This is a genomic window from Pseudomonas reactans, from assembly GCF_013387025.1.
GTDB lineage: Bacteria > Pseudomonadota > Gammaproteobacteria > Pseudomonadales > Pseudomonadaceae > Aquipseudomonas > Aquipseudomonas reactans.
The window spans coordinates 44,093-64,528 of record NZ_JACAQP010000001.1 but is presented as its reverse complement, the minus strand read 5'-3'; the positions used below and the strand labels follow the sequence as shown (position 1 = coordinate 64,528).

Below are 20,436 nucleotides of genomic sequence, written 5' to 3'. Positions count from 1 at the left end.
TGGCAAGCCAGCTCCTACAGGCCAATCTGCTCTTTGGTGTAGAACCCGTCCTTTTCCAACAGATCGATATTGGCCTTGGTCAACGGTGTCGGCGTGAGCAGAATGGTGTCGACCTTTTTGCTGCCGTTGTCGTATTGCGAGCTGTAGGTGGGTTTCTCATTGCGCGCCAGTTGCACCGAGAGCTTGGCAGCTTCCGAAGCGATCAGCTTGAGCGGCTTGTACACGGTCATGGTCTGGGTGCCGTCGATCACGCGCTTGATTGCGGCCAGGTCGGCGTCCTGCCCGGAGATCGGCACCTTGCCCGCCAGTTTCTGCGCGGCCAGGGCCTGTATCGCGCCGCCGGCAGTGGCGTCGTTGGAGGCGACGATGGCATCGATCTTGTTGTTGTTCCGGGTCAGGGCGTTTTCGACGATGCTCAGGGCTTCGGTGGGGTTCCACTCCTTGACCCACTGCTGGCCTACGATCTTGATATCGCCTTTGTCGATGGCCGGTTGCAACACCTTCATCTGGCCTTCGCGCAGTACCTTGGCGTTGTTGTCGGTGGGCGCGCCGCCGAGCAGAAAATAGTTGCCCTTGGGCGCCGCTTGCAACACACCGCTGGCCTGCATTTCGCCGACTTTTTCGTTATCGAAGGAGATGTAGGCGTCGATGTCCGCGTTGAGAATCAGGCGGTCATAGGACACCACCTTGATCCCGGCCTTCTTGGCTTCGGCGACGGCGTTGGTGAGCACGGTAGCGTTGAACGGCACGATGACGATCACGTCCACGCCACGGGAGATCAGGTTTTCGATTTGGGAAATCTGCTTCTGCTCGTTGGCATCGGCCGACTGCACGAAGACCTTGGCGTCGAGTTTTTCTGCGGCGGCGACGAAGTAGTCGCGGTCGCGGGACCAGCGTTCCAGGCGCAGGTCGTCGATGGAGAAGCCGATTTTCGGGTGGGCTGAGTCGGCCATGACGGGCAGGGCGAGCAGGGCCAGGGCAGTGGCGAGCAGGGTACGTGTGAATGACTTCATGGTGGTGCGTCCTTTTATTGTTGTTGGAAAGACACAGCGTGATTGTAGGAGCGAGCTTGCTCGCGAGAAGCGCATAGGCGACACGGGCTACCTGATGGTGCTGCGTTATCGTTGACGTTCTTCGCGAGCAAGCTCGCTCCTACAGGGTGTTTACGTGTAAATGAACCGGTTGACGATGCCTTCCAGCATCTCCTGCCGACCACTCACCGCCTGCGGGTTCAACTCATGGACAAACGCATGCTCAGCCAGTGATTCCAGGCTGAACTCACCGGCCAGCACGGCCTGGCCCAAGGGTTGCTGCCAGCCGGCGTAGCGCTGGTCCTTGAACTGCTGCAACCGGTCGTTCTCGACCATCGCCGCCGCGCGTTCCAGTGCCAGGGCCAGCACATCCATGGCCGCCACATGCCCGTGGAACAAGTCCACATCGTCCAGGCTCTGGCGACGCACCTTGGAGTCGAAGTTATAGCCGCCATTCTTAAACCCGCCAGCCTTGAGGATTTCATAGGTGGCCAGGGTCATCTCTTCGACGCTGTTAGGGAACTGGTCGGTATCCCAGCCGTTCTGCGGGTCGCCCCGGTTGGCGTCGATACTGCCGAAGATCCCCAGGGACACGGCAGTGGCAATCTCATGATGAAAGCTGTGCCCGGCCAGGGTCGCGTGGTTGGCCTCGATGTTTACCTTGATCTCATGTTCCAGGCCGTATTCATGCAGGAAGCCAAACACGGTGGCGCTGTCGTAATCGTATTGGTGCTTGGTCGGTTCCTGGGGCTTGGGCTCGATCAGCAGGTCGCCCTTGAAGCCGATCTTATACTTGTGTTCCACCACCATGCGCATGAAGCGCCCGAGCTGTTCGCGCTCGCGCTTGAGGTCGGTGTTGAGCAGGGTTTCATAACCTTCGCGGCCACCCCACAGCACATAGTTGGCGCCCTTGAGCCGCAGGGTCGCATTCATCGCGCTGAAAACTTGGGCCGCGGCGTAGGCGAACACCTCCGGGTCCGGGTTGCTGGCGGCACCGGCGGCAAAGCGCGGGTTGCTGAAGCAGTTCGCGGTGCCCCACAGCAACTTGATCCCGGTCTGTTCTTGATGGCGCTCCAGGTGATCGACCATCTGCGCAAAGTGGTGGCGGTATTCCTTGAGCGAGTTGCCTTCGGGGGCGACGTCCGTGTCGTGAAAGCTGTAGTAGTCGATGCCCAGCTTGGAGAAAAATTCGAAGGCGGCGTCTGCCTTGCCGATAGCCAATTCCATCGGGTCGCCGCTGCGCTGCCACGGCCGCTTGAAGGTGCCCACCCCGAACATATCCGCCCCCGGCCACACGAAGGTGTGCCAATAACAGGCCGCCATGCGCAAGTGTTCGCGCATGGGTTTGCCGAGGATGAGCTTGTTGGCATCGTAATGGCGAAAGGCGAGGGGAGCATCGCTGTTGGGGCCTTCGAAGCGAACCTTCTCGACACCGGGGAAGTACGGCATGGCGTTTTCCTTATTGTTCTTGGCGGTGGCTCGATACTAGCAACGGCGTGCGGCCTGCCGATTACGAAAATCACCAAGAGGCGGTGCGATTTTGCGTGGCAGGGGCTAGGCTGTTTTGACCGGCCCAGGACAACAACAATGAAAACCTTACCGCCCGTGCACCGCATTGCCTTGCTGTTCAACGGCAGCAAAATCTACGACCGAGGCATCATCGCCGGCATCGGCAACTACCTGAGCAGCACTCGCGCGTCCTGGGACTTGTTCCTGGAAGAAGACTTTCTGTGCCGTCTTAAAGGCATCGAGCGCTGGCAGGGCGACGGTATCATTGCCGACTTCGACGACCCGCTGATCGGCGAGGCGCTGGCCGCAAGCAAGGTACCGGTGGTAGCGGTCGGTGGTTCCTACGAGGATGTGCGCGCCTATCCCAAAGGCATTCCCTACGTGGCCACGGACAACTATGCGTTGATCAAGTTGGCCTACGAGCATTTGATCGAGGCCGGCCTGACCCGGTTTGCCTGTTTCAGCCTGCCCGAAGCCCAGGCCAATCGCTGGGCCCAGGAGCGCGAAAAAGCCTTTCGCCGCCTGCTGCAACGGGACGGTTTGCAGGTCGAGGTCTATCGTGGGTTGGGCACCAGTGCGCCGCTGTGGGACAGCGCCGTCGAACAGCAAATCGCCTGGCTGCACAGCCTGCCAAAACCCATCGGCATCATCGCCGTCACCGACGCCCGCGCGCGGCAGTTGCTGCAAGCGTGTCTCACGGCAGGGATTGCCGTGCCGGAGGAGGTGGCGCTGATCGGCATCGACAATGATCCGCTGACCCGAACCCTCACACGGGTGCCGTTGAGTTCGGTGATCCAGGGTACCGAAACCATGGGCCGTACCGCCGCCGCGTTGCTGCATCAGATGTTGCACGGCAAGCCTTGTAAGGCGGAGCAGATCCTGGTGCCGCCGGAGGCAATCAATGTGCAAGCGTCCAGCCTGCATCAGCCCTTGGGCAATCCGTATGTGATGCAGGCGCTGTTGTTTATCCGGCAGTACGCGTGCCAGGGTATCAAGACGGCTCAGGTGGCGGGGTATGTGGGGATATCGCGTTCATCCCTGGAGTCACATTTTCGCAAGGAGCGCGGGTGCAGCGTGCATGACGAGATCCTGCGCTTCAAACTCGCCGCGGCCGCCAAGGGCCTGCAGAACCAGGCCCTGGCGATTGCCGATATTGCGCAAAGCTGCGGCTTCAAGTCCGCGCAGTACCTGCACACGGTGTTCCGCCGCGAGTTTGGATGTACGCCACGCGAGTATCAGCAGAGTGAGGCCTAGAACACGGCCTTGACTTGCAAGCCCAGCACCAGCGCGTTGTCGATGTTCTCGCCTGAGAACGCCCCCGGCTCGATGATGTATTGCACATCCGGGCGCAGGGTCAGCCAGGGCGTGGCCTGGTAGCCGTAGCTGAGTTCGATCAGCTGTTCTGCATTGTTCAGGTTGGGATAGTCGTTACCGGCGTTGAACGCGGCCAATTCCTGCACCTCGCGGCTGCGCGGGTTGGGCACGGCGCGACCATAACCCAGGGCCAGGGTGTCACGCGGCCGGCCTTCGAACGGTTTGTACAGCACCACGCCCGCGCCATACCACTTGCTGAACGGCGAGGCCGCTTCACTGGCGGCGGAGTATTGGCCGAAGGCGTGCAGCAAGCGGCCAGCGGAGGAGTCGGAAGCCCAAACGGCCTGGTCGATCAGCAGGTAGTGACCGCCGCGACCACTGACCTCCTTGCTGCTGCCGATGCGTTTCACGTCGGAGCTGTCGTAGTAATAGCCCAGCTTGTATTCACCCGGCAGGCTGCCGGCGTGTTTGTACACCAGCTCGATCGGCACCACGGTGCCGGTGGTGTGTTTGGGGCTCAGTTTCCAGGCGCGGCTGGAATTGCCGTTGCTCTGCGGGTCGACGTTGAACGCGGCGACGCGCAGTTGCCAGTGGGGGGCGAAGTCGTATTTCACCCGCGCGCCCAGGCGCGCATTCGGGTAGTTGGTCCAGCCGCTGCCGCCAGACATGTTCAGCGGGTGCCCGCAGAAACCGGCGTTCATGAAGTTGCACAGAATGCCGCTGTCCAAGCCGCCGAGGTCATTGCCCATCGCCATGTAGCCAAGCTTGACGTTGAGGGCCGGCGTGAACAGCGTGCGCTCGTAGCTCAACTCGGTCAGGCGCGTGTAGAGGCCGCCGTAGTTTTCCTGGATTGGCAGGCGGTTGCCCACCAAATCCTCGGAAGCGCTGTTGCCGCGACGGTCGTTGATAGTGACCTGAATGCGATCACCATTGTTGAAACCGTAGAGCTTGCCCAGGTCGAACTGCACACCGAGCTTGAGATTCTGCGAGTAGCGCGCTGAGCGATGCTGGCCGCCGTGGGCGTTGTAGGCGGTTTCGCCGCTGTAGTCGCCGGTAAAGCGGATGCCTTGCGCGTCGAGTTCACGGCGCAGGCCGCCCCAGTCGCCGGTCAGGCTGGTGTCATCGGCTTGCACAGGCAGTGCGGCACCCAGGGCCAGGCCCAGCAACAGGCGCCCAAGGGGAATAGGAGAAGTGGGGGTCATGCGGGTTCTTCCAGGCAGAAGGCGCGGCGCCGGGGGAGGCGCCGCGCGAACAGGGGTTATGGCAGGGCGTAGGCGATCACGTAGTCGCCACGGTCGGTGGACTGGCGTGCGCCGCCGGCGGTGATGACGATGTATTGCTTGCCGGTTTTCGGCGACACGTAAGTCATCGGGCCACCTTGGCTGCCCACGGGCAGGCGGGCTTTCCAGACTTCATCACCGTTGCCGCTGTTGAAGGCGCGCAGGTAGAAATCCTGGGTGCCGGCGATAAAGATCAGGCCGCCCTGGGTCGACAGGGTGCCGCCGAGGGTTGGCAGGCCGATCTTGATCGGCAGGTGCATGCGAATGCCCAGCGGACCGGTGTCTTCCACGGTGCCGACCGGCACTTGCCAGGCGACCTGTTGCGTCTTCATGTCGATCGCGGTCAGGGTGCCGAACGGCGGCGCCTGGCACGGAATGCCGGCCACCGACAGGAAGCGGTTTTTGTTCACCGCATACGGCGTGCCCTTGAGCGGCACGGCGCCCATGCCGGTGTTCAGCGCTTCGCCACCGGACGCGGCCTGGGCCTTGTTCTGCGACGGCACCATCTGGATCCACAGGCCCAAGCGCATGTCATTGACGAAGATGAAACCGTGGACCGGGTCGGTGGAAATGCTGCCCCAGTTCATGCCACCCAGGGAGCCTGGGAAGCTCAGGGATTTATCGGTGCCCGGCGCGGTGTACAGACCGTCGTAGCGCATGCCCTTGAAGTCGATGCGGCACAGCAATTGGTCAAACGGCGTGGCGCCCCACATGTCCGATTCAGTCAGGGTTTGCGCGCCGATCTGCGGCATGCCCACTGATTTTGGCTGGGTCGGCGAGTAGGGTTCGTTAGGGATGTTGGCGGCCTTGACCGGTACTTCTTTAACGTCCGTCAGTGGTTTGCCGGTGGCGCGGTCGAGCACGTAGATCTGCCCGGCCTTGGTGCCGATCACGACCGCAGGCACGGCTTTGTCGCTGCCCGGTGGCGTGAAGTCGATCAGGCTTGGCTGCATCGGCAGGTCGAAGTCCCACAGGTCGTTGTGGACGGTCTGGTATACCCACTTCTCTGCGCCGGTGGAGGCGTCCAGCGCCAGCACCGAAGCGCCGTATTTGTGGTTGAGCTGGGTGCGTTCCACGCCGTAGATGTCGGTGGACGAGCTGCCCATCGGCAGGAAGACCGTGTTCATCAGCGGGTCGTAGGACATTGGCGCCCAGCTGTTCGGCGTGCTGCGCACGTAGGTGCTGCCGTCGGCCGGGGCTTTTTTGTCTTCCGGGTTGCCCGGGTCGAAAGCCCAGCGCATCTGGCCGGTGATCACGTCAAAGCCACGGATCACGCCGCCGGGCATGTCGGTTTGCACGTTGTCGGCCACGCGGCCACCTACCACTACGGTGGTGCCGGCGATCAGTGGCGCGGAAGACAGCTGGTAGTAGCTGTCCGGGACGTTACCCAGGCCGGCTTTCAAGTCCACCTGGCCGTGGGTGCCGAAGTCTTCGCAGAATTTGCCGGTGTCGGCATCCACGGCGATCAGGCGCGCGTCGATGGTGTTGGTCAGCAGACGACGCTGGCATTGCGCGCCGGCTGGAACGCTGGCGGCAATGATCGGTGAGCTGTTGGGTTGGGTGGGTTGGGCAATCGGCGCGGTGGCGTCGAAATAGGCCATGCCACGGCAACGCTGCCACACCGCCGATTTGGCGTTGACCTCGTTCTTCCACAGCTCTTTGCCGGTGTCGGCGTCCAGGGCGATCAGGTTGTTGTGGGGTGTGCAGATGAACACCTTGTTGCCGATCTGCAGGGGCGTCAGCTGGTCTTCGGCACCGTTGCCGTCGCTGATCGCGACGTCGCCGGTGTGATAGGTCCAGGCCACTTTGAGCTTATTGACCGTCTCACGGTTGATCTGGTCCAGCGCGGCGAAGCGGCTGCCACCTTCGGTGTTGCCGTAATGCGCCCAGTCTTTCTGCGCGTCGGCCGCAGCCACCGGGGTGATGCCAGGGCCGGCACCGGTAGGCGCCACACTCGGGTGGGCGACGAACATATTGCCGGCCGCGACTGCGACGCCCAACGCCAGTACGCCAGCCACCGCATAGGCGCCACGTGCAGGCCGGTTGACGAGCAACGGGTACACCAGCGCCACCACCATGCCGATGGCCGCGAACATGAACACGCGGGAGAACAATGGCCAGAACACCAGGCCCACATCCGCCACGGCCCAAATGGCCGTGCCGATCAGAAAGGCGGCGAACAACCAGGCACCGGCTGGCTTGCGCCCGGCGATCAACAGGCCGGCAATCGTCATGACTGCGCCGCCGATCAGGAAGTACCAGGAACCTCCCAGACTGACCAGTTTGACGCCGCCAATGGCCAGCGCGAGGCCGAGCAGGGCGATGATCACGCCCAGGCCCAGCAGTAAGAATCTAGAGGCGCCAGCGGCGCGCGATGCTCGTTTCATGTCGAAAGGACTCGAATGTGAGAGGGCAAAGACGCGATTTTAGCAAGATAAGTAACTGGTTAGTACATTAGAGTCCTGCAATAGACTATTACAGGTGCTGCGATGATGGCATGTGGTGGAATGTCGCTCAGGGTTCCAATGATCCTGTAGGAGCCAGCTTGCTCGCGAAGAACGCATGAACAACACGTTTATCCAGACATAACGCGTAATCGTTGATGTTCTTCGCGAGCAAGCTAGCTCCTACACAGTGTTGGGGGGCGAGCCTAGAACTTGAACCGCCCCACCAACCCCTTGAGCTGACCCGAAATATCCGTCAACCGACCTGATCCGGTCTGCGCCGAGTGGGCGAAGCCTTCGACCAGTTGCGCGTCGGCATGGATTTGCGCGATGTGGCGGTTGATCTCCTCGGCCACCTGGTGCTGCTCCTCGGCGGCGGTGGCGATCTGGGTGTTCTGATCGCGGATCGAGTCCACCGAGCCGCGGATCTTGTCGAAGCTGTCGCGGGCCTGCTGGATACGTTCCACGCTGGTGTGGGACACCAGGAGACTGCCTTGCATCTGCTGCGTCACTTCCTGGGTGCGACGAGCGAGGTTGCCGAGCAGGCTGTCGATCTCGCCGGTGGAGTCTGCGGTACGGCGGGCGAGGGCACGGACTTCGTCGGCGACCACGGCGAAACCTCGGCCTTGGTCCCCGGCGCGCGCCGCCTCGATCGCCGCGTTCAGCGCCAGCAGGTTGGTCTGTTCGGCAATCGAACGGATGGTGTCGAGGATGGTGTTGATGTTCTTGCTGTCCTGTTCCAGCAACTGCATGGTCTGGGTCGACTTCTGCAGGTCTTCGCTCAGCTTGAGCACGCTGCCGGTGGCTTCACCGATGTGGTGCTGGCCGTCGTGCACGTCGCGGTAGCCCTCGTCGGCACTGGTGGCGGCGGCGCTGCAAGAACGGGCGACTTCGTTGGCGGTGGCGACCATTTCGTTGAACGCGGTGCTTACCAGCTCCACGGCTTCGCGTTGTCGGCCGGCGGCCTGGTTCATGTTGTTGGCGACTTGGCTGGTGTCGGCGGCGGCGGTCTGCAGGTCCGACGAGGCGTTGCCGATACGCTGCACCAACTGGGCGATCATGCTCAGGAACTGGTTGAACCAGCCGGCCAGGCTGGCGGTTTCGTCCTTGCCTTGTACCTTGAGCTGACGGGTCAGGTCGCCTTCACCTTCGGCGATCTCTTGCAGGCCGTCGGCCACGCCGCGAATCGGCCGTACGATGACGCTGGCAAAGCTGGCGCCGACCACCGCGAACACCAACGCCAATACGGCGGCAATGGCCGCGATCAACCAGGTCAGGCGGGTAGCGCCGGCCATCACTTCATCGCGCTTGATCAGGCCGATAAAACGCCAGCCCAGGTCTTTGGAACTGACCATGTTGGCCATGTAGGCCACGCCATCGATCTCGATCTGGGTCACGCCGTCGCCGCGCTTGGCCAGTTCGGCGTAGTTCGGGCCCAGGTCGGCCAGGGGCTTGAAGTTGTGCTTGGCATCGCTGGGGTCCACCAGCACGTTGCCGTTGCCTTCCACCAGCATCAGGTAGCCGCTGTCACCGAGCTTGATGTTGCGCACCAGTTCGGTGAGCTGCTTGAGCGACACATCCAGGCCGACCACGCCGAGGATATTGCCGGTGGCATCCGCGACGGTATGCACGGTGCCGATCAGCGTCACATCGTCCGGTGCCCAGTAATAGGCACCCGTGCGCACGGTTTGACCTGGCGCGGCGATGGCCGCTTGGTACCAGGGACGTACGCGCGGATCGTAGTTGTTGAGTTTGGTGTCGTCGGGCCAACTGGCGTAGCCGCCGTCTTTCAAGCCCAGGGACAGGTAGGCGGTGCTCGGATGGCTCTTGGCGAACTGGTCGAAAATCTCCAGCAGTGCTTTATTGGTGGGGGTGAGGGGGATTTGTGCGGCGTCGGCGCCCGCGTAGCTCTTGAGGTCCTTGGCCGCGACAACGCGCGGGTCCTTGGCCACATAGTCGACGTTCTGGCTGATGCCGTCGAAGAACTGGTTCATGCCATTGTCGATCTGGCGGATCTCACGGCCGCTGCTGTCGAGGAAATTGGCCTGGGCCCCCTCGCGCAGATTCAGCACAACCAGTACCGCGACCAAAATAACCGGGACGCACGCGATGGCGGCAAACGCCCAGGTCAGCTTTTGCTTGATATTCATGACTTCACCCGCGGGTATTTATAATTTTTGGCAAGGAGAAAACAGTGGCGTCGAGCGTCGCATGTGTTGTTTTGAGGGAGATGTGGCCCATGCGTACTCCCTGTGTATCGACTGCGGGAGCACGCACTTGAGGGCCAAAGGAAGGTTTAACCGATGCGCTCGCCACCCAGCGCATCACGCTGCATCGACTGCAGGTTTTTCTCGATGGTTTCGCAGATGGTTTCCATCTGGATCTGGTGTTCGCTGGAGTTGAACGGGCTTTGCAGGTCGGTGCCGATGCGTTCGATGGCCAGCAGCATGAAACCCACCACCGTCGAGGCCAGCGGGGTGAACCAACCCAGTGATTCCACCAGGCCCACCGGTACGATCAGGCAGAACAGCGAGATAAACAGGCGCGGAAAATACACGTAGGGGTAGGGCAGGGGCGTGTTGGCAATTCGTTCCATGCCGCCCTGGGCGTTGGACAAGTCCACCAGGGTCGACTCCAGCCGCGCCAGGCGGATGCTGTCCAGATGACCGGCTTTGTATTCTTTGGCGAGCAGTGCGGCCGACCCGGTGAGGATGTCATTGGCGAAGTTGTTGGTCGCGCCATTGCGCGCGAACTCTTCGCTGGGAATGAACGCGCGGACTTCTTCAGGGCATGGCTGGCCCTTGAGATGGGCGGCCAGGCAGTTCACGTACGCCACATGGCGGCGCAACAGGGTGGCCTTGACCGGGTTCACTTCGCCGTCCGGGTCGTCCAGCAAGGTCAACACCTGGCGCGCAAAGCTGCGCGAGTTATTGACCATCGCGCCCCACAGCGTGCGGGCTTCCCACCACCGATTGTAGGCGCTGCTGTTACGGAAACTGATCAGCACCACCAGCGCCGAACCCAGCAGGGTCAGGGGCATCAGCGGCAAATTGATCTTGGCGGTGAGAAACAGCATGAAGTCCACGGTGACGGCGACGTCCCACAGCAACAGCCAGAACAGCGCCCAGCCCACGTAGCCCATGGTCTTGATGATCAGGCGGTACTTTTTGAGGATGGCAGCTTTCAAACGAAGACCTCGCGGCGAGCGGTAAGCAACAGTGCTTAAGCTCGGACGTGGGTTCGGGGGAAAGGTTCGATGAGTGCCTGAAACGTTTAAGCTGGCATTGCTTCGGTTGAGATGGGGGGCAGGCGTCATGCTATGCTTTGGAAGCTAATTGAGGGATATCAGATGACTGAAACAGCCGATGTCAGTATCGCCAGCCAAGTACGCAAGATGGCTAAAGCCCACCATGTCACCGCAGAGCGAGACGGCATAAGCCGTATGGCCGCTGCGATTACTGGTCTGGCGGGTGATGTGGTCGAGTTGGATGGTGTAGAGCAGTTGTTGGTCAATCTCAAGAGGAGGGGCGTTCTGAGCAAATCGGAAACCCTGGCGCTTCAGGGCAGTTACCTTCAGGAGAAGCGGCTTGCCAAGAAGATGCGCAGCGCATGATGTTTGATCCCTTCGGCGATTTTGAAACCGCTGGGTATCTTCGTAATACATTACAGCTTAAAGATCCTGTCGAAGTAAAAGAGTCCGAACACCTATCGTTTGAACTGAGCATGGAGGACGCGCTCGGATACTTGGCCAAGAAAAAACCGATCGATTACTTATCTGTACTTATAAGTGCACGAGATTTTGTTTTCTGGGTTTTATCCTTGGGCGGGGAAAGACCGAACGGAACTTGTGCCACACCTCGCCGTTTTCAAAGGCTCTCAAGATGATCCTCACCATACTCCGTTCGAACATCCGATTTCTATAAGACTGTCCGTAGACTATGCACTTGAGCTGGCTTCGAATAAAAAACGTTTTAGAGATCGTCCTGGTGATGTAATGGGGCAGTTGGCATTTGCGCATCCTTTCCTTGATGGCAATGGGCGGACGATTCTGCTTGTGTTCATGGAGCTTTGTTATCGAGCAAAGTTCGCTATTGAGTGGTCAAGAACCAATAAGGATGATTACCTTCGGGCCCTCAGTGCGGAAATCAGAGAGCCATTCAAAGGGCATTTGAGTGATTACCTGAAACCCTTCGTTAGAGATATTGGCCATCGCGATGAGTGGCCAGCGATGATTGGCGGGATCAAGGGATTGGATGGGCTTGATAAGGACGGTATTACTTATGAAAGCCTGGATAACCCTGCGGTTCAGCAGATTTATAAAACCTACAGATCGCAATCGCTCGATGTGCCGCCCTCTGAAAAGTAGGATCGCAAATATCCAAAGGATCAAGCCGCGCGTGATCCGGCTTTCACCGCTGCGCAAGAATACTCTGCAGTAAACCGGGAAAGCGGCCTTCCAGATCCTCCGCACGCAATGCATTCAGATGAGTGGTGCCCACACTGCGGGTCTGCACCAGCCCGGCATCGCGCAACACGCGAAAATGATGGGACATGCTCGACTTCGGCCGGCCGCCGTCCAGCTCACCGCAGGTGGCTTCGGGCACGCCCGCCAGGCAGCGCACGATTTCCAGGCGCACCGGATCACTCAGGGCATACAGCAGGCGCTCGAGAGTCAGGTCTTGAAGAGGAGGGTGTTTGAAGGCTCGCATGAAACGAATCATAACAGGGGGCTATCGTTGAATACCATAGTTCGATTACCATCGAACTATCGAATCAACCACCCACTGGCTGGAGTCAACATGTCCGCATTGTTCGAACCGTTCACACTCAAAGACGTCACCCTGCGCAATCGCATCGCGATTCCACCGATGTGTCAGTACATGGCCGAGGATGGCATCGTCAACGATTGGCACCTGGTGCACTTGGCCAGCATGGCCCGTGGCGGGGCAGGCCTGGTGGTGGTGGAAGCCACCGCCGTCGCACCGGAAGGGCGTATCACTCCAGGCTGCGCCGGGCTCTGGAGCGATGCCCACGCCGAGGCCTTCGTGCCGATGGTGCAGGCCATCAAGGCTGCCGGTTCGGTGCCGGGCATCCAGATTGGCCATGCCGGCCGCAAGGCCAGCGCCAACCGCCCGTGGGAAGGTGACGACCATATGGCCGCGTCCGATGCGCGCCGCTGGGAAACTATTGCACCATCGGCCATCGCTTTCGGCGCCAACCTGCCGCAAGTGCCGCGTGCCATGACCCTGGACGACATCGCCCGTGTACGCCAGGACTTCGTCGACGCCGCCCGCCGCGCGCGTGACGCCGGTTTCGAGTGGATCGAGCTGCACTTCGCCCACGGCTACCTGGGCCAGAGCTTCTTCTCCGAGCACTCCAACCAACGCACCGACGCCTACGGCGGCAGCTTCGACAACCGCAGCCGATTCCTCCTGGAAACCCTGGCCGCCGTGCGTGAAGTCTGGCCGGAAAACCTGCCGCTCACCGCGCGTTTCGGCGTGATCGAATACGACGGTCGTGACGAGCAGACCCTCACCGAATCCATCGAACTGGCCCGTCGTTTCAAGGCCGGTGGCCTGGACCTGCTGAGCGTCAGCGTCGGCTTCACTATCCCAGAGACCAATATCCCATGGGGCCCGGCATTCATGGGGCCGATCGCTGAGCGCGTGCGTCGTGAAGCCGGTATTCCGGTGACATCGGCCTGGGGCTTTGGCACGCCGCAACTGGCGGAAGGCGCCTTGCAATCCGGGCATTTGGACTTGGTTTCGGTGGGGCGTGCGCACTTGGCTGACCCGCATTGGGCGTACTTTGCAGCGAAGGAGCTGGGCGTCGAGAAGTCGTCGTGGACCTTGCCTGCACCTTATGCGCACTGGTTGGAACGTTATCGCTGAGGCGGTCATGGCGTGACAGAGGCCACTCGTGAGAGTGGCTTTTTTTTGCGCTGTGTTACTACAAGGTCAACGACAAAGTCCGGCTCAACCTGGATGTGAAGAACCTGTTCAATCGCGACTTTGAAGAGGGCGCCAGGCGCACCACGCACAATGCAGGTGGGCATCGCCTACACCCTCTGACCTTCACAGCAACCCACTGTAGGAGCGAGCTTGCTCGCGAAGAACGTCAACGATGACGCGGCACCTCTGGTTGACTGCGTTGCTTTCAAGTTTTTCGCGAGCAAGCTCGCTCCTACAAAAAGACCAACCGTTGTGGGCTCTGTTAAAGCGGCGTCAACACATTCATCACCGTATCCAGCGCCACCCGCGTGTCATCCAGTTGCACCAGCGACGCATGCCGCGCGCCCAGGGCATCGCGGTTTTGAATGGCAGTAAGGATCGCCTTGTGCCGGGGCAGGCTCAGGCCCTGGATATCCGGGCGGCGGTTGGTGATGTTGATCGACTCGCGCAACGGCAGCGACAGCATGTTGCACATGTAGGCCAGCAGGTCGTTGCGGGTGGCGTCGGCAATCGCGCGGTGGAAGTCCAGGTCGGCCTGCAGCAGCTGTTCGTGGGTCTGCGCGGTTTCCATGCCCAGGTAGGCTTGCTCGATGGTGGCGATGTCTTCGTCGGTGGCGGTGGTCGCGGCCATGGCGGCGATTTCCGGTTCGAGGATGCGCCGCACGCCGGCCAAGGTGTTGAAGAACTCGCTGTGGGGCGTGGACTGCATCAACCAGGACAGCACGTCCGGGTCGAGCAGGTGCCATTTCAAGCGCGGCCGCACCACTGCGCCCACCCGTGGCTTGGAATACACCAGGCCCTTGGCGCTGAGCACGCGCGTAGCTTCACGCAATACCGAGCGGCTGACCTTGTACTCTTCGCAGAGCGTGGCCTCCATGGGCAAGCGTTCTTCGGGCTTGAAGCGACCGGAAACGATGTGCATGCCCAAATCCTGAACGATCTGGGCATGCTGGCTCTTGCGCGGCTTGGACGGCTGGTGATCCATGTCTACAGGGCGGCTCTGGCTTGAATTCGCCGCATCATAGCATCCCAATTAGTGGGAATGCCGTGGGACTTCAGCTCCACGGCAACCCACCAGGAAGTCAAAGTCGCAGCCTTGGTCGGCCTGCAGCACGTGGTCGATGTACAACTGGCGATAGCCGCCGACGATCAGCTTCTCAGGTGGCGCCAGGTCGGCCATGCGGGCCGCCAGCTCTGCGTCGGGGATGTCGAGGTGCAGGCGGCCGTTGGCGCAGTCCAGTTCAATCCAGTCACCTTCCTTCACCGTGGCCAGCGGCCCACCGGCCGCAGCTTCCGGTGCCACGTGCAATACCACGGTGCCGTACGCCGTGCCACTCATGCGCGCGTCGGAAATCCGCACCATATCCGTTACGCCCTGGGCCAGCAGCTTGGCGGGCAAGCCCATGTTGCCGACTTCGGCCATGCCTGGGTAACCCTTGGGCCCGCAGTTTTTCATGACCAGGATCGAGTTGGCGTCCACGTCCAGCTCCGGGTCGTTGATGCGCGCCTTGTACATGTCGAAGTTCTCGAACACCACGGCGCGGCCTCGGTGCTGCATCAGTTCAGGGCTGGCGGCGGACGGCTTGAGGACTGCACCGAGCGGCGCCAGGTTGCCGCGCAGCACACAGATTCCGCCGTCGGCGCGGATCGGGTTGTCGAGGGTGCGGATCACCTCGTCCTGGCCATAGATCGGCGAGTCCTGGGTGTTTTCACCCAGGGATTTACCGTTGACGGTCAGTGCGTTCGGATGGGGGATCAGGTTGGCTTCACCGAGGCGGCGGAGTACGGCAGGCAGGCCGCCGGCGTAGTAGAACTCTTCCATGAGGAAGCGCCCCGACGGCTGCAGATCGACGATGGTCGGCATGCCACGGCCCATGCGGGTCCAATCGTCCAGATCGAGTTCGACGCCGATGCGTCCGGCGATGGCCTTCAAGTGGATCACTGCGTTGGTCGAACCGCCGATGGCCGCATTCACGCGGATCGCGTTTTCAAACGCCTCTTTGGTGAGGATCTTCGACAGCTTCAAATCTTCGCGCACCATCTCCACCGCGCGCATACCCGACATATGCGCCAGCACATAACGTCGTGCATCCACCGCCGGAATCGCCGCGTTGTGGGGCAGGGAAGTGCCCAGTGCCTCGGCCATGCAGGCCATGGTCGACGCAGTGCCCATGGTGTTGCAGGTGCCCGCCGAGCGCGACATGCCGCCTTCGGCCGCCAGGAAATCATCCAGGGTAATGGTGCCAGCTTTCACCTGTTCGCTGAGCTGCCACACCACCGTGCCCGAGCCGATGTCCTGGCCCTTGTGCTTGCCGTTGAGCATCGGCCCGCCGGTGACCACGATGGCCGGCACGTCGCAACTGGCAGCGCCCATCAGCAGGGCCGGGGTGGTTTTGTCGCAGCCGGTCAGCAATACCACGCCGTCAATCGGGTTGCCACGAATCGCTTCTTCTACGTCCATGCTCGCCAGGTTGCGCGTGAGCATGGCGGTGGGGCGCAGGTTCGATTCGCCATTGGAGAACACCGGGAATTCAACCGGGAAGCCACCGGCCTCGATCACGCCGCGTTTGACGTGCTCGGCGATCTGGCGGAAATGCGCGTTGCACGGGGTCAGCTCCGACCAGGTATTGCAAATGCCGATGATCGGTTTGCCATGGAACTGATGGTCGGCAATGCCCTGGTTCTTCATCCAGCTGCGGTACATAAAGCCGTTCTTGTCGGCAGTACCAAACCACTGGGCGGAGCGTAGGCCGGGCTTTTTATCAGACATGATCGATTCTCTTATTGTATGACTATATGTTCTATGCGTGCTTAAACATAAGCGCAAAAACGCTGCTTTGGAAGAGTTGTTTTGCAAATAGTCATACTATATAGTCGGCTTCAACTGAGGTATGGCCCTGGCGGATTTTCGCGAGAGGCGTCCCCCGAGCTTCTATAAAAACAACAATCGGAGATCGACCCCATGAGCCAGGAACTGCGGCTTATTCGGCGCATCACGCTGAAACTGATTCCCTTCCTGATCCTGCTGTATCTGATCGCCTACGTGGACCGTTCCGCCGTGGGTTTCGCCAAGTTGCACATGGGCGCCGACGTCGGCATTGGCGACGCTGCCTACGGCTTGGGCGCAGGGTTGTTCTTCATTGGCTACTTCCTCTTCGAAATCCCCAGCAACCTGATGCTTGATCGCTTTGGCGCGCGGCGCTGGTTTGCGCGGATCATGATCACCTGGGGCACCATCACCATCGGCATGGCATTTGTGCAGGGGCCGCACAGCTTTTATGTGATGCGCTTTTTGCTCGGCGCGGCGGAGGCGGGGTTCTTTCCGGGCGTTCTGTACTACATCACCCAATGGTTCCCGGTGCGCCATCGCGGCAAGATTCTCGGGCTGTTTATCCTGTCCCAACCTATCGCAATGATGATCACCGGCCCGGTGTCCGGCGGTTTGCTGGGCATGGATGGCATTCTTGGCCTGCATGGCTGGCAGTGGCTGTTCATCGTCATCGGCACGCCGGCGATCCTGCTGACCTGGCCGGTGCTGCGCTACTTGCCGGACGGCCCCAAGCAGGTCAACTGGATGAGCGAGGATGAAAAAGCCTGGCTGACGGGCGAACTTGCCAAAGACCTGCAAGCCTACGGCCAGACCCGCCACGGCAACCCGCTGCATGCCTTGAAAGACAAACGCGTGTTGCTGCTGGCGCTGTTCTACCTGCCGGTAACCCTGAGCATCTACGGCCTGGGCCTGTGGCTACCGACCCTGATCAAGCAATTCGGCGGCAGCGACCTCACCACCGGTTTCATCTCTGCCGTGCCGTACATCTTCGGCATCATCGGCCTGCTAATCATTCCGCGCAGTTCCGACCGTTTGAATGACCGCTACGGCCATCTCGCCGTGCTTTACGTGCTGGGCGCCATCGGCCTGTTCTGCAGCGCCTGGCCCAGCGTGCCGGTGCTGCAAATGGCCGCGCTGTGCCTGGCGGCGTTCGCGATGTTTTCCTGCACGGCGGTGTTCTGGACTTTACCGGGACGGTTCTTTGCCGGTGCCAGTGCGGCGGCAGGCATCGCGTTGATCAACTCGGTGGGCAACCTCGGCGGCTATATCGGCCCGTTCGTGATCGGTGCGCTCAAGGAATACACCGGCAACCTGGCTTCGGGCTTGTACTTTTTGTCCGCAGTGATGGTGTTTGGCTTGCTGCTGACGGGCGTGGTCTATCGCCTGCTGGAGCGCCGCCACGTGCTGCCTGTCGACCAATTCGCCGCCAGTGCCCGTGGCGCTACACGTACTTGATTCAGGAGAAATGACATGCGTTTGGTTCAGTTCGAGTTGCGTAACGGTGATCGCCGCGTTGGCGTGGTAGAAGGCAGCAAAGTGCGTGAGGTCAACAGCGCCCGCACGGTGCGCGAGCTGGCCCTGGCTGCGATAGAAGTCGGTGTCGGCCTGGCGCAACAGGTGGACAGCCTGGGCCTGGGCGACAGCTACGACTATGCCACCTTGCTGGCCGACCTGAGAGTCCTGCCGCCGCTGGACCACCCGGACCCGGCCCACATGCTGATCAGCGGCACCGGCCTGACCCACCTGGGCAGCGCCTCGGCGCGGGACAAGATGCATCAGGCCGGGGATGACACCGCGCTGACCGACACCATGCGCATCTTCAAATGGGGCGTGGAGGGCGGCAAGCCAGAGTCCGGCCAAGCGGGCGTACAACCGGAGTGGTTCTACAAGGGCGACGGCAGCATTGTGGTGCGCCCCGGCGCTGCCTTCCCGTCGCCTCCCTTCGCGGAAGATGCCGGTGAAGAACCGGAAATCGGCGGCCTCTATGTCATCGGCCCGGACAGCAAGCCCTATCGCGTTGGTTTCGCGGTGGGCAACGAGTTCTCCGACCACGTCATGGAGCGCAAGAACTACCTGTACCTGGCCCATTCCAAGTTGCGCAGTTGCAGCTATGGCCCCGAGTTGCGCGTGGGCGAGCTGCCGCAGCACCTGGCGGGCACCAGCCGCATTCTGCGCGACGGCGAGGTGATCTGGCAGAACGAATTCCTCAGCGGCGAGGCGAATATGTGCCACAGCCTGGAAAACCTCGAATACCACCACTTCAAGTACCGCCAGTTCCTCACGCCGGGCGATGTGCACGTCCACTTCTTCGGCACCGCCACGCTGTCATTCGCTGACGGTATCCGCACCCAGCCGGGCGATGTGTTCGAGATCAGCCAGGCCGAGTTCGGCGCGCCGCTGGTCAACCGTGTCGGCAGCAGCGAAGCAGCGTTCGCCCCCGGCAACGTCATCACCCTTTAAGGAGAAAACCATGACCTCGTTCCTCGGCCACAACTACATCGGTGGCCAGCGCAGCGCCAACGGCAGCGTCACCTTGCAAAGCGTCGACGCCACCTCCGGCGAAGCCTTGCCGCAGGTGTTCTACCAGGCCACGCCGCAGGAAGTCGATGCCGCCGCCAAGGCTGCCGCGCAAGCTTATCCTGCGTACCGCGCGTTGAGTGCGGCACGCCGCGCGCAGTTCCTGGATGCAGTGGCAGATGAGCTGGACGCGCTGGGGGATGAGTTTGTCGAGCTGGTCTGTCGCGAAACCGCCTTGCCCGCCGCGCGCATCAAGGGCGAACGCGGGCGTACCAGTGGCCAGATGCGTCTGTTCGCCACCGTGTTGCGTCGTGGTGATTTCTACGGTGCACGCATCGACAAAGCGCTGCCTGATCGCCAGCCGATGCCGCGCCCGGATTTGCGTCAATACCGCATCGGCCTGGGGCCGGTGGCCGTGTTTGGTGCAAGCAACTTCCCGCTGGCGTTTTCTACTGCGGGCGGCGACACCGCCGCCGCGCTGGCGGCAGGCTGCCCGGTGGTGTTCAAAGCCCACAGCGGGCATATGGCGACGGCCGAGCGGGTTGCCGATGCAATCATCCGCGCGGCCGAGACCACCGAGATGCCCGCCGGTGTGTTCAATATGATCTTCGGTGGCGGCGTCGGTGAGGCGCTGGTCAAGCACCCAGCGATCCAGGCGGTGGGCTTTACCGGTTCGCTCAAGGGTGGCCGTGCGTTGTGCGACATGGCGGCAGCACGCCCGCAGCCGATTCCGGTGTTTGCCGAAATGTCGAGCATCAACCCGGTGATCGTGCTGCCTCAGGCATTAACTGCACGGGCCGAAAGCATGGCACGCGACCTGACTGCCTCGGTAGTCCAAGGCTGCGGCCAGTTCTGTACCAACCCCGGCCTGGTGATTGGCCTCGCCTCGCCTGAATTCACTGCGTTCACCCAACAAGTCGCGCAATTGATCGGCGACCAACCGGCACTGACCATGCTCAACGCCGGCACCCTGGGCAGCTATGGCAAGGGCCTGGAAAAACTCCTGGCACATCCGGGCATCCAGCACCTGGCGGGCCGCCAACAGGCCGGCAACCAAGCGCAACCGCAGTTGTTCAAGGCTGATGCAAGCCTGTTGATCGACGGCGATGAAGTGCTGCAGGAAGAAGTCTTCGGTCCTACCACGGTGTTTGTCGAGGTCACCGACCAGGCCCAACTCAGCGCCGCCTTGCGCGGCCTGCATGGCCAACTCACGGCGACGATCATTGGCGAGCCGGCTGACCTGCAACAGTTCGCCGAACTCACGCCGCTGCTGGAACAGAAGGTCGGCCGCATCCTGCTCAACGGTTACCCGACCGGCGTGGAGGTCTGCGATTCGATGGTGCACGGGGGGCCGTACCCGGCGACGTCGGATGCCCGTGGAACCTCGGTCGGCACCTTGGCCATCGACCGTTTCCTGCGCCCCGTGTGCTTCCAGAATTACCCTGATAGCCTGCTGCCCGACGCGTTGAAAAACGCCAACCCGTTGCGTATCCAGCGGCTGGTGGATGGCACGCCATCTCGCGACCCGCTGTAACGCGCACCTGAGAACAACAACAATCC

The 20,436-nt window shown here is 61.5% G+C and carries 14 protein-coding genes and 3 pseudogenes; 7 read left to right on the top strand and 10 right to left on the bottom strand.

Features of this window, described 5'->3' with window-relative positions; translation table 11 throughout:
• Positions 1 to 14: 14 nt before the first annotated feature.
• Together xylF and xylA are read right to left on the bottom strand one after the other, a co-directional pair.
• Positions 15 to 1,013, bottom strand: a complete 999-nt coding sequence (xylF, locus tag HX793_RS00315) for a D-xylose ABC transporter substrate-binding protein (protein ID WP_177095379.1) — start codon at positions 1,011 to 1,013, stop codon at positions 15 to 17.
• Between the two features lie 150 nt (positions 1,014 to 1,163).
• Positions 1,164 to 2,480: a xylose isomerase gene (xylA, locus tag HX793_RS00310; RefSeq protein WP_177095377.1), complete on the bottom strand. Its 1,317-nt coding sequence runs from the start codon at positions 2,478 to 2,480 to the stop codon at positions 1,164 to 1,166.
• Between the two features lie 138 nt (positions 2,481 to 2,618).
• Between xylA and HX793_RS00305 the strand changes: the two genes are divergently transcribed.
• Entirely contained in the window at positions 2,619 to 3,794 is a 1,176-nt protein-coding gene (locus tag HX793_RS00305) for a XylR family transcriptional regulator (protein WP_177061279.1), read from the top strand.
• Here HX793_RS00305 and HX793_RS00300 read toward each other — a convergent pair.
• From HX793_RS00300 to HX793_RS00285, 5 genes and pseudogenes are all read right to left on the bottom strand, one after another.
• Positions 3,791 to 5,056 (bottom strand): carbohydrate porin, encoded by a 1,266-nt coding sequence (locus HX793_RS00300; RefSeq protein ID WP_177095375.1) that lies wholly within the window; start codon positions 5,054 to 5,056, stop codon positions 3,791 to 3,793. The two genes, HX793_RS00305 and HX793_RS00300, sit on opposite strands and share 4 nt — an antisense overlap.
• A 56-nt stretch (positions 5,057 to 5,112) precedes the next feature.
• Entirely contained in the window at positions 5,113 to 7,521 is a 2,409-nt protein-coding gene (locus HX793_RS00295) for a glucose/quinate/shikimate family membrane-bound PQQ-dependent dehydrogenase (RefSeq protein ID WP_177050581.1), read from the bottom strand.
• Positions 7,522 to 7,784: 263 nt separating this feature from the next.
• Positions 7,785 to 8,321 (bottom strand): annotated as a pseudogene (locus tag HX793_RS31895) (methyl-accepting chemotaxis protein); the annotation flags it as partial.
• Between the two features lie 327 nt (positions 8,322 to 8,648).
• Positions 8,649 to 9,728: pseudogene (locus HX793_RS31890) on the bottom strand (cache domain-containing protein); the annotation flags it as partial.
• A gap of 146 nt (positions 9,729 to 9,874) precedes the next feature.
• On the bottom strand, positions 9,875 to 10,765 hold the full coding sequence (locus HX793_RS00285; RefSeq protein WP_016978827.1) for a bestrophin family protein: 891 nt from the start codon (positions 10,763 to 10,765) through the stop codon (positions 9,875 to 9,877).
• A 162-nt stretch (positions 10,766 to 10,927) separates the two neighbouring features.
• Between HX793_RS00285 and HX793_RS00280 the strand changes: the two genes are divergently transcribed.
• Together HX793_RS00280 and HX793_RS00275 are read left to right on the top strand one after the other, a co-directional pair.
• Positions 10,928 to 11,191 carry a hypothetical protein gene (locus tag HX793_RS00280; RefSeq protein ID WP_095017623.1) on the top strand — a complete coding sequence of 88 codons (264 nt, stop codon included), beginning with the start codon at positions 10,928 to 10,930 and terminating at the stop codon, positions 11,189 to 11,191.
• Positions 11,188 to 11,944: pseudogene (locus HX793_RS00275) on the top strand (Fic/DOC family protein). Before HX793_RS00280 ends, HX793_RS00275 begins: the two are co-directional and overlap by 4 nt.
• 43 nt (positions 11,945 to 11,987) lie before the next feature.
• Here the strand turns inward: HX793_RS00275 and HX793_RS00270 are convergent.
• Complete coding sequence (locus HX793_RS00270; RefSeq protein WP_095017622.1) at positions 11,988 to 12,287, bottom strand: ArsR/SmtB family transcription factor; 300 nt, start codon at positions 12,285 to 12,287, stop codon at positions 11,988 to 11,990.
• Between the two features lie 90 nt (positions 12,288 to 12,377).
• On the opposite strand from HX793_RS00270, the gene HX793_RS00265 reads away from it, so the two are divergent.
• A complete protein-coding gene (locus tag HX793_RS00265; protein WP_177050578.1) occupies positions 12,378 to 13,469 on the top strand; it encodes an NADH:flavin oxidoreductase/NADH oxidase in 1,092 nt (363 codons plus the stop codon).
• A gap of 322 nt (positions 13,470 to 13,791) precedes the next feature.
• On the opposite strand, the gene HX793_RS00260 is transcribed toward HX793_RS00265, so the two are convergent.
• Together HX793_RS00260 and HX793_RS00255 are read right to left on the bottom strand one after the other, a co-directional pair.
• Positions 13,792 to 14,514: a FadR/GntR family transcriptional regulator gene (locus HX793_RS00260; RefSeq protein ID WP_010211221.1), complete on the bottom strand. Its 723-nt coding sequence runs from the start codon at positions 14,512 to 14,514 to the stop codon at positions 13,792 to 13,794.
• 48 nt (positions 14,515 to 14,562) lie between these two features.
• Positions 14,563 to 16,299, bottom strand: coding sequence for an IlvD/Edd family dehydratase (locus HX793_RS00255; protein WP_033903150.1), 1,737 nt, complete (start codon positions 16,297 to 16,299; stop codon positions 14,563 to 14,565).
• A gap of 192 nt (positions 16,300 to 16,491) precedes the next feature.
• Here HX793_RS00255 and HX793_RS00250 point away from each other — a divergent pair, with 192 nt between their 5' ends.
• Genes HX793_RS00250 through HX793_RS00240 form a run of 3 tightly spaced genes read left to right on the top strand, consistent with a single transcriptional unit; the run spans position 16,492 to position 20,410 of the window.
• The gene (locus HX793_RS00250) at positions 16,492 to 17,814 is read left to right on the top strand and encodes an MFS transporter (RefSeq protein WP_177095370.1); all 1,323 of its coding nucleotides are present in this window, start codon (positions 16,492 to 16,494) and stop codon (positions 17,812 to 17,814) included.
• A gap of 15 nt (positions 17,815 to 17,829) precedes the next feature.
• A complete protein-coding gene (araD1, locus tag HX793_RS00245; protein ID WP_177095368.1) occupies positions 17,830 to 18,819 on the top strand; it encodes an AraD1 family protein in 990 nt (329 codons plus the stop codon).
• Positions 18,820 to 18,829: 10 nt separating this feature from the next.
• Positions 18,830 to 20,410, top strand: coding sequence for an aldehyde dehydrogenase (NADP(+)) (locus HX793_RS00240; RefSeq protein ID WP_177060839.1), 1,581 nt, complete (start codon positions 18,830 to 18,832; stop codon positions 20,408 to 20,410).
• The last annotated feature ends 26 nt before the right edge of the window (positions 20,411 to 20,436 follow it).